Below are 12963 nucleotides of genomic sequence, written 5' to 3' on the forward strand. Positions count from 1 at the left end.
AGGGCGAGGAAAGCCTATTTGAGCCGCGGCGGCTTGTCCGGGTCGCTGCCGGGCTTAACCGGCTTCAATTCCTGCGGCGTCTTGGGCTGCGGCAGGTCAAACCGCAGGCCGACACGGGCCAGGCTGGCCGCCACCGGGTCCTCCGCCTCGAAGAAGCCAACATCCATCGCCCCGGCCTCGATGCCGGAGAAGGTGAGCGCCTCGCTGGCGGCCTTGGCGAGCGAGGCCTGCGCCGCCTCCTTGGCGCCGACAAACCCCAACAGATGCCCCTGACCGCCGGCGGCATAGCGCACACCGGCCAGATAGGCCGCCGCCGCCAGCCCGCCCGCGGTGGCGAGCTTGGCGTCCAGCGCCGTCAGCAGCGCCTCCGGCAGGCCCTTGGGCGCGGTGAACTCCGCCACCCCGGCCTCGACTTCCTCCGGCGCGTGGCCGAGGGTCTGGTGCAGCCAGCTAACCGCCTCTGCCGGGATCAGAAAGGCCGAGGGCGCCACCTCCAGGTTCAGCCCCAGCCCGATCCCCTGCCCGGCCAGCATCTGCGCAACCACCCGGCCCGACAGCGCCGCATAAGGCACAGGCTTGCCCGCAAACTGCGCCAGCCGCTCCTCGCGGTCGAACACCAGCACAAAGGCGCCGTTCGGCGTCTCGAACAGCTCCGGCGAGATCTGCTCCCCCGCGGCCTCTTCCGTCAGCATCAGGAACAGCTCGGCATCCGCCAGCCGTTCATAGAACCGCAGCCGGGCGGTATCGTTCTCGGGCGCAGCTTCCATCGCGGCATGGGCCAGATCCAGCGGGGTTTCATCAGTCATCGCATCAGCTCCTTCACCCGGGCCTGCAGAACCGGCAGCAGTTCCGCCTCGAACCAGGGGTTCTTCTTCAGCCATGCGGTATTACGCCAGGACGGATGCGGCAAGGGGAAGACCTGCGGCGCATGATCCCGCCAGCCCTGCACCAGCGCCGTCACCGGCCCCTTCAGCCCAAGGTGATAGCGCTGCGCATGGGCGCCGACCAGGACCTTGAGCTGAACCTCCGGCAGATGGTCCATCACCTGATGATGCCAGGTCCTGCCGCAGACGGCGGGCGGCGGCAGATCGGCCTTCCGGTCGTTGTAGCCGGGAAAGCAGAACCCCATCGGCACCACCGCGACCCGGTCCTTGTCATAAAACTCCTCCTCCGAGAGCCCCAGCCAGGCCCGCAGCCGGTCGCCGGAGGGATCGGTGAAGGGGCGGCCGCTTTCATGCACCCGCGCGCCCGGCGCCTGGCCGGCGATCAGGATGCGGGCGGAGGGGCGGAACCACACCACCGGGCGCGGTTCATGCGCAGTGGCGGTGGCGGCAAAGCGCTCCGCACAGATCCGGCAGCCGCGAATCTGCGCCTTCAAGTGCCGGCTGGCGCCTATTGTTTCAGCTTTGGAAACAGCCATCCTGCGCCCTGCCCCCTGTCCGGCCCCGGAAAACCTGCGCGATCCGCCCGGATACGCGGCAGATTGGTTAACACCTGGTTGATGATTTATGTCACAATTCGACATAATAAGACCAAATTCCCGGCGTAGGCCATTAACACTCTTTTGATAAGACAGAGCCATAGGCGCGTTGAAGGCGTCTGGACATCGAGGCAAACAGAGCCCGCGACAGGGCCGCACGGGCAGTACCGGAACAGGCGATGCTTGAGTTTGAAAACGTCAGCAAGTCCTTTTGGACGGGGACCCAGCGCAAGGTGATCCTTGACCGGGTGTCGTTCCGTATCGAGCCCGGCAAGTCGCTGGGCGTGCTGGCGCCGAACGGCACCGGCAAGACCACCCTGATCAACATGATGGCCGGCCTCGAAAAACCGGATGAGGGCGAGATCCGCCGCAACTGCAAGGTCTCCTTCCCGCTGGGGTTCATGGGCGGCGTCATCAGCCGACTGTCGGCGATGGAGAACTGCCGCTACATCGCCAAGCTGTACGGGCTGGACCCGGATTATGTGGAGGCCTACTGCCGCTGGCTCTGCGGGCTCAAGGAGTATTTCGACCAGCCGGTCGGCACCTACTCCTCGGGCATGCGGGCGCGGTTCAGCTTCTCGCTGATGCTGGCGCTGGATTTCGACGTCTACCTGATCGACGAAGGCATGCCGAGCACCACCGACGTGGAGTTCAACCGCAAGGCCGGCGAAATCCTGCAGGAGCGTCTGCAGACCACCACCATCATCATCGTCTCGCACCAGGCCAAGACGCTGGAAAAATTTGCCCGTTCGGCTGCCGTCCTCCTGCAGGGGCAGCTGCACATGTTTGACACTCTGGAAGAAGCGAAACAGCTCTATGACTACGAAACCGAGAGCTAAGAAGTTCCGCATCCGCCGCAGCCCTGCCGCCGAAGGCGCAGAGAGCGAGGCGGCCCGGCCGCAGGCGGTGGACCCTGCGGATGGCGCCGGCCGCCAGGCGCAGCCCGCTCCCGCGGCCGCTGCCCCGGCGGAACCGGCGGAACCTGCGGCGGCAGAGGCCGGCCCTGCGCCGCTCAGCGGCATGGTCAGCTCGCCGCGCGAAACCAGCATGGAAACCGACATCGACGCGATCCGCCAGGAAGGGCTGACCGGCCGCCAGCTGCGCCTCGCCCGGCGGATGGCGCAAAAGCACAATCTGTCCGCCACCTCTGATTTCGAGGCGGTGCGGATGCTGCGCGAGCGCGGCATCGACCCGTTCCAGCGCACCAATATGCTGGAGCTGGTGGTGCCGCAGAACAAGGCGCAGCCATCCGGCGCCCCGCCCGCCCCCGGCACCGTGCAGCTGCCGCAGACCATTCCAGCGGCCAAGACCACGCTGCCCGCCGCAGAGCTGAGCCCGTTGGAGCGCCGCAACCGCGAAATCCAGGAAATCCAGCGCGACATCGCCCGCCGCCGCCGCCGCAAGCTGACGATGCTGGCCACCCGGCTGGCCTTCTTCGTGATGCTGCCGACCCTGGCCGCGGGCATCTATTTCTATGCCATCGCCACGCCGATGTATTCCTCCAAGTCCGAGTTCCTGGTGCTCAAGGCCGACAGCGCCGCCAGCGGCATGGGCGGGCTGCTGTCCGGCACCCAGTTCGCCACCAGCCAGGATTCGATTGCGGTGCAAAGCTACCTGATGTCCAAGGAGGCGATGCTGCGGCTGGACCGCGAGGCCGGTTTCAAGGCGCATTTCACCCAAGACTGGCTGGACCCGATCCAGCGGCTGGAAAGCGACCCCACCAATGAGGAGGCCTATGCCACCTACAGCCGCAACGTGAAAATCGGCTATGACCCGACCGAAGGCGTGGTGCGGATGGAGGTCTCCGCCGCCGACCCGGAAGTCGCGGCCGAGTTCTCGCGCAAGCTGATTTCCTATGCGCAGCAGAAGGTGAACAACCTGTCGCAGCAGAAGCGGGCCGACCAGATGTCCGAGGCCGAAGCGGCGCTGCACGATGCCGAGGCCCAGCGCCGCGCGGCGCAGGAACAGCTGGTTGTCCTGCAGCAGCAGGGCTCGGTTCTCGACCCCGAAGGCGTGGTGGCCTCGCTGCGCCAGCAGATCAGCACCTTTGAAATCCAGCTGGAGGAGAAACGGCTGGAGCTGGCCGCGCTCCTCGACAACACCCGCCCCAACCGCGCCAAGGTGTCCGGCGCGGAGGCGGACATCAAACGGCTGGAGGCGGTGATCGCCAACCTGAACAACCGGATGGTCGACGCCTCGGCCGGCGAAAACTCGCTGGCCAGCCTGCGGATCCAGATCCAGATGGCCCAGGCCGATCTCGCCACCCGCGACCTGATGCTGCAATCGGCCTTGCAGCAAGTGGAAACCACCCGCCTGGAGGCCAACCGCCAGGTCCGCTACCTGACCACCGCGGTGGAGCCGGTCGCCAGTGACGAACCCGCCTATCCGCGCAAGTTCGAGAATACCGTTTTGGCTTTCCTGATCTTTTCCGGTATCTACCTGATGTGTTCGCTCACCGCGTCCATCCTGCGGGAGCAGGTGTCATCGTAAAGCTATCGGAAGCTCATGAAAAACATCGATATCGCCGGCCTCACCATCGGCAATGACTGTCCGCTGACCATCATCGCGGGCCCCTGCCAGCTGGAAACCGCAGACCACGCCCGGATGATCGCCGGCGCGCTCAAGGAAGCCTGCGACCAGGCAGGCGCCCAGTTCGTGTTCAAGGCCTCTTACGACAAGGCCAACCGCACCTCGCTCTCGGGCAAGCGCGGGCTTGGCATCGACGAGGGCCTGAAGGTGCTGGACACCATCCGCAGCGAGTTCGGCGTGCCGGTGCTGACCGATGTGCATACTGAACAACAATGCGCAGTGGCGGCCGAGGCTGTCGATATCCTGCAAATCCCCGCCTTCCTGTGCCGCCAGACCGACATGCTGCTGGCCGCAGGGCGCACCGGCAAGGCGGTGAACATCAAGAAGGGCCAGTTCCTGGCGCCCTGGGACATGGCCAATGTGGTCGCCAAGGTGGAAAGCACCGGCAACACCAACATCCTGCTGACCGAGCGCGGCACCTCATTCGGCTACAACACCCTGGTCGCCGACATGCGGTCGCTGCCGCAGATGGCGCAGGGCGGCTACCCGGTGGTGATGGACGCCACCCATTCGGTGCAGCAGCCGGGCGGCAAGGGCGGCTCCACCGGCGGCCAGCGCGAATTCGCGCCGCTGATGGCGCGCGCGGCGGTCTCGCTTGGCATTTCCGCGGTCTTCATCGAGACCCACCAGGACCCGGACAATGCGCCCTCCGACGGGCCCAACATGATCTATCTCGACCAGATGCCGCAGCTGATCGGCAGCCTGATGCGCTTTGATGCGCTGGCCAAGGCCGACCCTATCCGTATTTGACCCCTAAAGAGTATTTCAGACATGACCAAACCGCAGCCTGAGGTGACCCCGAACACCTGGAGCTTCCTGCGCGACGCGATGATCAAGCCGACGGGCTTCCGCGAATATGACGCGCGCTGGAAATACCCGGAGGAGATCAACCTGCCCGGCATGACCGCCCTGGGCCTCGGCCTCGGCACCCAGATGCGCAAGCGCGGCATCGACCCGGTGATCGCGGTCGGCAACGACTACCGCGACTATTCGCTGGCGATCAAGAACGCGCTGATCCTGGGCCTGATGCAGGCCGGCATCAAGGTAAAGGACATCGGCCCAGCGCTGTCGCCGATGGCCTATTTCGCCCAGTTCCACCTGGATGTGCCGGCCGTGGCCATGGTCACCGCCAGCCACAACCCCAACGGCTGGACCGGCGTCAAGATGGGCTTTGACCGCCCGCTGACCCACGGCCCCGACGAGATGAGCGAGCTGCGCGATATCGTGCTGAACGGCGAAGGCCAGCCTGCCCCCGGCGGCTCTTACGAGTTCGTGGAGGGCGTCAAGGAAGCCTATCTCGACGATCTGGTCGGCGATTTCAAAATGACCCGCCCGCTGAAGGTGGTCTGCGCCACCGGCAACGGCACCGCCTCTGCCTTTGCGCCGGAGCTGTTCAAGCGCATCGGCGTCGAGGTGGTCGAGAGCCACAATGAGCTCGACTACACCTTCCCGCATTACAACCCCAACCCCGAAGCCATGGAAATGCTGCACGACATGGCTGCCAGCGTGAAGGCTTCCGGCGCCGATCTGGCGCTGGGGTTTGACGGCGACGGCGACCGCTGCGGCGTGGTCGATGACGAGGGCGAGGAGATCTTTGCCGACAAGGTGGGCGTGATCATGGCCCGCGACCTGTCGAAGATCTATCCGAACTCCACCTTTGTTGCCGACGTGAAATCCACCGGCCTGTTTGCCTCTGACCCCGAGCTGCAGAAGAACGGCGTCACCGCGGATTACTGGAAGACCGGCCACAGCTACATGAAGCGGCGGGTCAAGGAGATCGGCGCCCTGGCCGGCTTCGAGAAGTCCGGCCACTACTTCCTGGCCGAGCCCGTGGGCCGCGGCTACGACTGCGGCATGCGGGTGGCGGTTGAGGTCTGCAAGATGCTGGACCGCAACCCGGACCAGTCGATGTCCGATCTCAGGAAGGCGCTGCCCAAGACCTGGTCCACCCCGACCATGTCGCCCTATTGCGCCGACACCGAGAAATACGCGGTGCTGGAACGGCTGGTGCAGAAACTGGTGGCCAAGCATCAGGCAGGCGACAGCTTTGCCGGCCGCGCCATCAAGGACGTCGTCACCGTGAACGGCGCCCGGGTGATCCTCGACAACGGCTCCTGGGGGCTGGTGCGGGCATCCTCCAACACCCCGAACCTGGTGGTGGTCTGCGAAAGCTCCGACAGCGAGGACGAGATGCGGGCAATCTTTGCGGATATCGACGCGGTGATCCGCACCGAGCCGCTGGTGGGCGATTACGACCAGACCATCTGACCCCCGCATACAAGAGGGATTTCGCCTGCTTCGCAGGCGATCCGCGCCCGCCTCCGGCGGGCGCTTTTTCTTTGGCTGAGAAGCGGTCCAAGGCCAGGTCTGCCCTTGGATGCGCCACTTCGAGTGTAAAGCGCCTGCGACCGCGTCAAGGACGCGCCGGGCTGCGCCCGGGGGCCTCTCGGCCCTCCTTGACCCGGCCGCAGGCGGAAGGGCTCAGTCGCCGCCCAGCAGCTTCAGCAGCTGGTCGCGGGCCTCCTGTTCGATGCGCTGCTTCAGCGCGTCGTTCAGGTCCTGCTCCGGGGCGATCTCGGTGTTCAGCTCCTCGCTCAGCTTCTGGCGCACCCGGTCCTTGGCTTCCTGCTCGATCTCGTCGATCTTCGGCTGCAGCGCCTGGCCGAAGTCCGGCCGGATGTCCGGGTTGTCCCAGCTGCCCTTGATCCGCACCGGGATGGTCAGCACCTGATCGCGCCCTGCCCGCACCAGCTGCGGCGTGAACAGGTAGTCGATATCGCGCGCGCCAAGGCCGATCCGGCCCTTGCCTTCGGCCCGGAAGCCCTTGAGCAGCACCAGAAGGTCCTTGTTGCGGAGGTTGCCGTCCTTGATCGTATAGCTGGCGGTCAGCTGGTCGAACACGGTGCTGCCGCCGTTGCCGCCGGAGCGCATCAGTTCTTCCAGGTCGAAGCCGGTGAAAAAGCCCTTGCCTGCCTCCAGCCAGCCCTTGCCGCTCAGCGAGCGCATGATCGCCTTGACGGATTTGCCGGAGCCGAGGAACTCCAGCTCGCCCAGCGCTTCGCCGTTCAGCCGGCTGTAGCCCGCGGTTTCCCCCAGGGCGCGCTCCAGCCGGATGCCGGTAAAGGTCAGCTTGCCGCCCACCGACAGCCCGCTGCGGTTGTTGGCCACCACCTGCCCCTGGACCTGGCCGCCGAACATCGACGCGGGCAGAAACTTCAGCACCGCGCGGCTGCGCTCCATCGTCAGGTTCAGCTTGCTGGCCCCCAGGTTCACGCCGCCGGTGCTGAGGCTGTCGAAGCTCAGGTCAATCGCCGCATCCGCCAGCCCCAGCGCCGAGGCGTCGATCGGATCATCCGGCCAGCCGCTGCCCGCAGACGTGCTGCTGCCGCTGCCGCCACCGCTGCCGCCCGCGCCGGAACCGCCCTGCCCGGCGGCGAAACCGGAGACATCCAGCGCCCCGCCCTGCAGCTGCGCGGTGATGCTGGGGCGCTCCTTGAACTCCACATCCGCAGCGCCGGTCAGCCTGTTTGCGCCCAGTTCAACCGCCAGATCCCGCATCGAAAGCCGCCCGTCCGCGGTATAGGTCACATCGGCGGCGAACACCGCCTTCTGCGCCAGCGCATCGGGCAGGAACACCCCCAGCGCCACGCCGGTCTGCAGGGCATCCTGCGCCCCGAACGTCAGCCGCCCGCTGGCCTCGCCATTGATATCGGCGTGGCCGTCAAACCGCCCCTTGCCGCCGGGGGCCGTGACACTTGCCCCGACCGAGGAGACCTCGCCCGCCAGGAAGGCGGCAAAGGTGCCGATCTCGGCATCCACCTCCACCGGCTCCCCCGCCGGGCGCAGGGTGGCCTTGACGACCGCGGTGCCCGCCGGGTCCGGCCACAGCAGGCTGAGGTCGATGTTCTTCATCTCCACCGGCGGCGCCCCGTGCGCCGCATAGCGCAGCGAGGCCCCGGTCAGCTCCACCGCCTCGATCCGGAGCGGCAATGCGCTGCTGCTGCTGCCGCCATCGGATGTGCCGCCGCTGCCAGTGCCGCCTGTGCCGCCGCCCGCGCCGCCATCCATGACCCAGTTGCCAACGCCCTCGGCATTGGTGGCCAGGTTCAGATGCGGCAGGATGGCCGAGACCTCGGTGATCCGCACGTCGCCCTGCAGCAGCTCTGCCGCTGAAATGCCGATGGTCAGGCGTTCGGCCCGCAGCATCGGCTCCGGCCCGGCCCAGTCCGCGTTGGACAGCGTCACCGCATCCGCCTTGACGCCCAGCGTCGGCCAGAAAGTGAACCGCACCTTGCCGCCGAACGCCAGCGTGCGCCCGGTCTGCGCCTGCAGCTGATCCGCCGCCAGCCGCGCGATCTTCTCGCCCGGCAGCAGCAGCACCAGCGCCGCCAGCAGCACCACTGTCAGCACCAGCGCCGTCACAACCCGGAAAATCAGCTTCATCAGCCCACTCCTCTTGCCTTGCCCCCTGTTCCCGCGGGGTTTTGCGCAGCTTACCGCCTGTGCGCGGGGGTGCAATGCAAAGAGGGTTCAAAGCATGGTGTTGCTGCGCTGCCGAGAGATTTGCGCCCGTCCCGGGGCGGGCGCACGTCGCACCCGCCGCCGCGCTGAAATCATGCCTCCGGCATGACGGGGCGGGCCGGCGCGAACCGGGCCGCGGGGCAGCCCGGGAGGCCAACGCCTCTACCGCAGCCGGAACCGCTGCCGCAGGCCCAGGCCGAGGAAGAACAACAGCGGCAGGCTGGCGACGGTCTGGACGCCGGACAGAACCTTCAGATGCGGCGGCAATGCCTGCAGGAATTCAGCCCCGAAATAGGCCCGCCCGAACCCGAACAGTGGAAACAGGTTTGAAAAGCTCAGCGCCATCGCCGTCCAGTCATCAGAGCCGAGCAGAGGCTTGGCGGTTTCATTCACAAAGTGCTCCGCTATCACAAAGGTGCCAAGCAACCAAATCGCGAAAAGCCACCAAAACGGGCGTGCGATGGAATAGCCGTATTCCGAGAACCAGCCAAACAACAAATAGGGCAACCGCTGCCAGAGGGAGCCAATCTTGCCAGCGAAGTGCATTTCCCGGCGGAAGAAGAAGTGTTCGTCTTCAGGGAGGCCTTGTTTGGCGAGGATGTGGCGGATGGTGGCGCAGCTATCGCGGGCGACTTCTGAATCTTGTTTCGTTTGATAAGGCCAGTAAACGGCACCCTTCCGATTTCTGTTCGCCTTAACCTCGCTCTCAGTCGGCTCCCCGCGCGCGGTAAATTTGGTTCTATCATCCAGAATAGCACCTGAAAAGTCTGGGTAAGCATTCAAAAATGAAGCTTGGCTAAAAGAGGTTGGATTGTCGAACTGGCACTCTCGGAAACTGGGGAAACTAGCCTCGACGCCCCTTGGCTCGCCAAACACAACATCTAAGAACCTAGCCCTCCCGTGAAATCTTGCCCTCTCAAACGATACCCTCCTTTTAAAAGTGGCATCAACAAAATTCGCCTCGTCCAAAAAAAGTAGTCCTACTGAAAGAAACGTAACCCATGAATTCAGAATCATGGAAATTAACTGGTTTATTGAACCGGGATTCTGAGAATGATAAATCACCGCCGAAATTAGCAAAAAATCTTGCGCGCCCGAAGAAAGATGTTCCCAGAAAATTTACATCGCCCTCAAAAACAGTCCTTCGAATTGAAACACCATCTAAGAACAGGGCATCCTCAAAGTCGACATCCTGCTTGAAACAAACATGCAAAATGTTGACACCGCTTGGAAAAACCCAACGCTGAAATTCCAACGAATCTTCCACCAAAATTCTAGACAAGCGTATAGAGTGATGGGGGGGCGGAAAATCTGGTACTGGGCAATGCGGTTCGTTCCTCCGCTTAAACTCAGCCTCAAACTTCGAAATCACTTCATCTTGGATATTCTCCCAATCGAGCAAGCCAACAGAGACTATTACACCGTCGCCAACGAGTTTTCGCTTTTCCTCCTTTGACAGTCCATGCCATACCCAAGCATTCCAAATCGCCCTGTTACGGTCATGATCGTCCCCGTAAAGCGTCATCAGCACATACCAGGGGTTCTCGTTGGCAGGCTTCAGCTTGGACTGCAGGGTGGCCGGGGCCTCCGGCGCTTCTGTCTCGTCACGCATCAATCGCTCTCGTCATGCAAATAGGTTTTGCCGCAGGCTACGTGCTTTGGCGCGCCGGCTTCAACACCTAACGGAGGGCAGCGCCTGACCTTGGGGAGGCGAGTAGCGCCTTCCCAGGGGGAAGGTCAGGCGCTGCCCGGCTGCGGCCGGGCGTGTGGCATTTGGCGCCGCCCCGGTGCACAGGGAGTGTACAGGGAGTGCACGCCTGGCACCCCCCGTTTTCCTTGCCTCCTGCCGCATTCCTGATATATGCGCGCGCATGACCAGTACCCCGTCCAGCAACCCGCCCAGCCTCCGCCCCGACCTTGCCCCGGAACCGCAGTTCCGCGACGCCCCCCGTGACGGCCAGCCGACCCTCGGCATGGTCTCGCTCGGCTGCCCCAAGGCGCTGGTGGACAGCGAGCGCATCCTGACCCGGCTGCGCGCCGAAGGCTACGGTATCTCCCCCGATTACGCCGGGGCTGACGCGGTGATCGTCAACACCTGCGGCTTCCTCGACAGCGCCAAGGCGGAAAGCCTGGAGGCCATCGGCGAAGCGCTGAAGGAAAACGGCAAAGTGATCGTGACCGGCTGCCTGGGGGCAGAGCCCGATTACATCCGCGAGCATCACCCGCGCATCCACGCGGTCACCGGCCCGCACCAGTATGAGCAGGTCTTGGACGCGGTGCATTCCGCGGTGCCGCCCAGCCCGAACCCTTACGTGGACCTGCTGCCGGCAGCCGGTGTGAAACTCACCCCGCGGCACTTCAGTTACCTCAAGATTTCAGAGGGTTGCAACCACAAGTGCAAGTTCTGCATTATCCCGGACATGCGCGGCAAACTGGCGTCGCGCCCGGTGCACGCGGTGCTGCGCGAGGCGGAGAAACTGGTTGAGGCCGGAGTCCGCGAGCTGCTGGTGATTTCGCAGGACACCTCTGCCTACGGGCTCGACCGCAAGTATTCCGCCCATCCCTGGAAGGGGGAGGAGGTGCGCAGCCATATCTTCGACCTTTCCCGCGAGCTGGGCAAGCTGGCCCCAGCAGAGGACCTGTGGGTGCGGCTGCACTATGTCTACCCCTACCCGCATGTGCGCGAGCTGATCCCGCTGATGGCGGACCCGGACAATGCGCTGCTGCCCTATCTGGATATCCCCTTCCAGCACGCCCACCCGGACGTGCTGCGCCGCATGGCCCGGCCTGCAGCGGCAGCCAAGACGCTGGACGAGATCAAAGCCTGGCGCGACACCTGCCCGGATATCACCCTGCGCTCCACCTTCATCGTCGGCTTCCCCGGCGAGACCGAGGCGGAGTTCCAGCACCTGCTCGATTGGATGGACGAGGCGCAGCTGGATCGGGTCGGCTGCTTCAAATACGAAAACGTCGACGGCGCCCGCTCCAACGACCTGCCGGACCACGTGCCGGAAGGGGTGAAGCAGGAGCGCTGGGAGCGCTTCATGGAGAAGGCGCAGGCGATTTCCGAAGCCAAGCTGGCGGCCAAGGTCGGCCAGACCATGCAGGTCATCGTGGACGACATTGATGAGGACGGCATCGCCACCTGCCGCACCAAGGCCGACGCGCCGGAGATCGACGGCAACCTGTTCATTGACGAAGGAACAGAGAGCCTCCAGGCGGGTGATCTGGTCACGGTCGCCGTGGACGAGGCCGGGGAATATGACCTGTGGGGGCAAATCGCCGGATAGGCGGCTTGTTCAAGGCAGCCTGCCCCATCTATGGCTTGGTCGCGATATGCCTGACGGCTGTCACTGCCGAGCCCCCTGGCACAGGTCCTATTGAAAGCTACGCGCCGGCGCTGCCTGCACCGAACACGGATTCATAAATTCTGACATCGTGCTCACAGGACGCTTCCAGCAATGCTTGAATGTGCTTCGGCTGCTGGCGAAACTTTGGGTAGCCCGATTTGGGAGACCTGCGCAGATGGTCAATGCTGACCGAAAGCCCTGATTTCCTTGACACTTCCCCGGCGAACCCTGCCATGTCCGACACATTTCCCACGACATCAAAGGTACGAAGGTTTTTTATTGCCGCGTCGACCCTGCCTTGAACGAATTGCCCATCCGTCTCATCGGCTCCCTGCTCCAGCCGCACATTGCCGCAGAAGTACCGTGTGTAAGAACCGGGCTTAGTGGATTCAATGGATTTTTGAAGCCAGTCTTCCAGGCTCAAATCGGTTCCGAAATGCGCCTGGTGATCCGCCTTGTGCCGGTTGTAGTAGTACTGGGACAGTTTCCGGTCAAACGGATCCCGGAGCAGCGTGACAAAAAGATCATTTTTCGCTTTGGCCTTTGCAACGGAATCCGAATAGGGGAAATGCCCGGTCAACAGAAAATACTTTCGGAGCATAAATTTATACAGAAATACATGCTCTCTGTGGACTGCAAGGTTTTCGCCCATCAAATCCGAAGACGATTTGCTCGTATGCGAGTCCAAGTGAAATACGACGTTTCTCGCGGTGAGATTCTTCTCCCGGTATGCGCTCTTCAGCGCGTCTCTTACGCTTGAGCCCCCGCATTTCGGGACGTGAAAGAAAACGATACGCTTCAGGTCAGTGGGTTCGCTGACTTCGCTCTCGCTCTCCTCAGGTTTTCGGCTAAAGAGTCGTGAAAGCACTTCCCACTCCGTTCAAATCTTGATGCCCCAGCACAAGCGCCTGCTGACGGCACTTTGCAGAAGCGGCTATAGCAAAGTCCGGCTGAAGTCGACAGTTCGGTTCGCGGGCCTTTTGCGGCGCTGGGTGCAGTGTGGACTATTGCAAACACCTGGCA

At 63.8% G+C, this 12963-nt stretch carries 11 protein-coding genes; 5 read left to right on the top strand and 6 right to left on the bottom strand.

The annotated features are described in order from the left end of the window. Positions 1–14 precede the first annotated feature (14 nt). Positions 15–806, bottom strand: a complete 792-nt coding sequence (locus LHL23_RS06745; protein ID WP_226429262.1) for an SseB family protein — start codon at positions 804–806, stop codon at positions 15–17. Further along, positions 803–1420, bottom strand: coding sequence for a uracil-DNA glycosylase family protein (locus LHL23_RS06750; protein ID WP_226429263.1), 618 nt, complete (start codon positions 1418–1420; stop codon positions 803–805). The genes LHL23_RS06745 and LHL23_RS06750 overlap by 4 nt, the downstream gene beginning before the upstream one ends. Before the next feature lie 239 nt (positions 1421–1659). Between LHL23_RS06750 and LHL23_RS06755 the strand changes: the two genes are divergently transcribed. From LHL23_RS06755 to LHL23_RS06770, 4 genes are read left to right on the top strand one after another with little or no spacing between them, the layout of a single operon-like run. Next, on the top strand, positions 1660–2319 hold the full coding sequence (locus tag LHL23_RS06755) for an ABC transporter ATP-binding protein (RefSeq protein ID WP_222478093.1): 660 nt from the start codon (positions 1660–1662) through the stop codon (positions 2317–2319). After that, on the top strand, positions 2297–3970 hold the full coding sequence (locus tag LHL23_RS06760; protein WP_226429264.1) for a capsule biosynthesis protein: 1674 nt from the start codon (positions 2297–2299) through the stop codon (positions 3968–3970). The genes LHL23_RS06755 and LHL23_RS06760 overlap by 23 nt, the downstream gene beginning before the upstream one ends. A 15-nt stretch (positions 3971–3985) precedes the next feature. Beyond that, the gene (gene kdsA, locus LHL23_RS06765) at positions 3986–4819 is read left to right on the top strand and encodes a 3-deoxy-8-phosphooctulonate synthase (RefSeq protein ID WP_226429265.1); all 834 of its coding nucleotides are present in this window, start codon (positions 3986–3988) and stop codon (positions 4817–4819) included. Between the two features lie 21 nt (positions 4820–4840). Then, positions 4841–6337: a phosphomannomutase/phosphoglucomutase gene (locus LHL23_RS06770; protein ID WP_222478087.1), complete on the top strand. Its 1497-nt coding sequence runs from the start codon at positions 4841–4843 to the stop codon at positions 6335–6337. Positions 6338–6550: 213 nt separating this feature from the next. On the opposite strand, the gene LHL23_RS06775 is transcribed toward LHL23_RS06770, so the two are convergent. From LHL23_RS06775 to LHL23_RS06785, 3 genes are all read right to left on the bottom strand, one after another. Then, positions 6551–8512, bottom strand: coding sequence for an AsmA family protein (locus LHL23_RS06775; RefSeq protein WP_226429266.1), 1962 nt, complete (start codon positions 8510–8512; stop codon positions 6551–6553). 240 nt (positions 8513–8752) lie between these two features. Then, positions 8753–9607 carry a pentapeptide repeat-containing protein gene (locus LHL23_RS06780; protein WP_226429267.1) on the bottom strand — a complete coding sequence of 285 codons (855 nt, stop codon included), beginning with the start codon at positions 9605–9607 and terminating at the stop codon, positions 8753–8755. Then, a complete protein-coding gene (locus LHL23_RS06785; RefSeq protein WP_226429268.1) occupies positions 9537–10202 on the bottom strand; it encodes a pentapeptide repeat-containing protein in 666 nt (221 codons plus the stop codon). Before LHL23_RS06785 ends, LHL23_RS06780 begins: the two co-directional genes overlap by 71 nt. Before the next feature lie 259 nt (positions 10203–10461). Between LHL23_RS06785 and rimO the strand changes: the two genes are divergently transcribed. Further along, complete coding sequence (rimO, locus tag LHL23_RS06790) at positions 10462–11880, top strand: 30S ribosomal protein S12 methylthiotransferase RimO (protein ID WP_226429269.1); 1419 nt, start codon at positions 10462–10464, stop codon at positions 11878–11880. Between the two features lie 97 nt (positions 11881–11977). On the opposite strand, the gene LHL23_RS06795 is transcribed toward rimO, so the two are convergent. Continuing rightward, positions 11978–12808, bottom strand: coding sequence for a sulfotransferase family 2 domain-containing protein (locus LHL23_RS06795; protein WP_226429270.1), 831 nt, complete (start codon positions 12806–12808; stop codon positions 11978–11980). Positions 12809–12963: the final 155 nt, after the last annotated feature.

Origin of the sequence: Leisingera sp. McT4-56, from assembly GCF_020514995.1 — a bacterium.
GTDB lineage: Bacteria > Pseudomonadota > Alphaproteobacteria > Rhodobacterales > Rhodobacteraceae > Leisingera > Leisingera aquaemixtae_A.

Coding starts and splice junctions, on each gene's coding strand:
- LHL23_RS06760 (WP_226429264.1), top strand. CDS start 2,297: ATGACTACGAAACCGAGAGCTAAGAAGTTCCGCATCCGCCGCAGCCCT.
- LHL23_RS06770 (WP_222478087.1), top strand. CDS start 4,841: ATGACCAAACCGCAGCCTGAGGTGACCCCGAACACCTGGAGCTTCCTG.
- rimO (WP_226429269.1), top strand. CDS start 10,462: ATGACCAGTACCCCGTCCAGCAACCCGCCCAGCCTCCGCCCCGACCTT.
- LHL23_RS06775 (WP_226429266.1), bottom strand. CDS start 8,512: ATGAAGCTGATTTTCCGGGTTGTGACGGCGCTGGTGCTGACAGTGGTG.
- LHL23_RS06750 (WP_226429263.1), bottom strand. CDS start 1,420: ATGGCTGTTTCCAAAGCTGAAACAATAGGCGCCAGCCGGCACTTGAAG.
- LHL23_RS06755 (WP_222478093.1), top strand. CDS start 1,660: ATGCTTGAGTTTGAAAACGTCAGCAAGTCCTTTTGGACGGGGACCCAG.
- LHL23_RS06745 (WP_226429262.1), bottom strand. CDS start 806: ATGACTGATGAAACCCCGCTGGATCTGGCCCATGCCGCGATGGAAGCT.
- LHL23_RS06785 (WP_226429268.1), bottom strand. CDS start 10,202: ATGCGTGACGAGACAGAAGCGCCGGAGGCCCCGGCCACCCTGCAGTCC.
- LHL23_RS06780 (WP_226429267.1), bottom strand. CDS start 9,607: ATGATTCTGAATTCATGGGTTACGTTTCTTTCAGTAGGACTACTTTTT.
- kdsA (WP_226429265.1), top strand. CDS start 3,986: ATGAAAAACATCGATATCGCCGGCCTCACCATCGGCAATGACTGTCCG.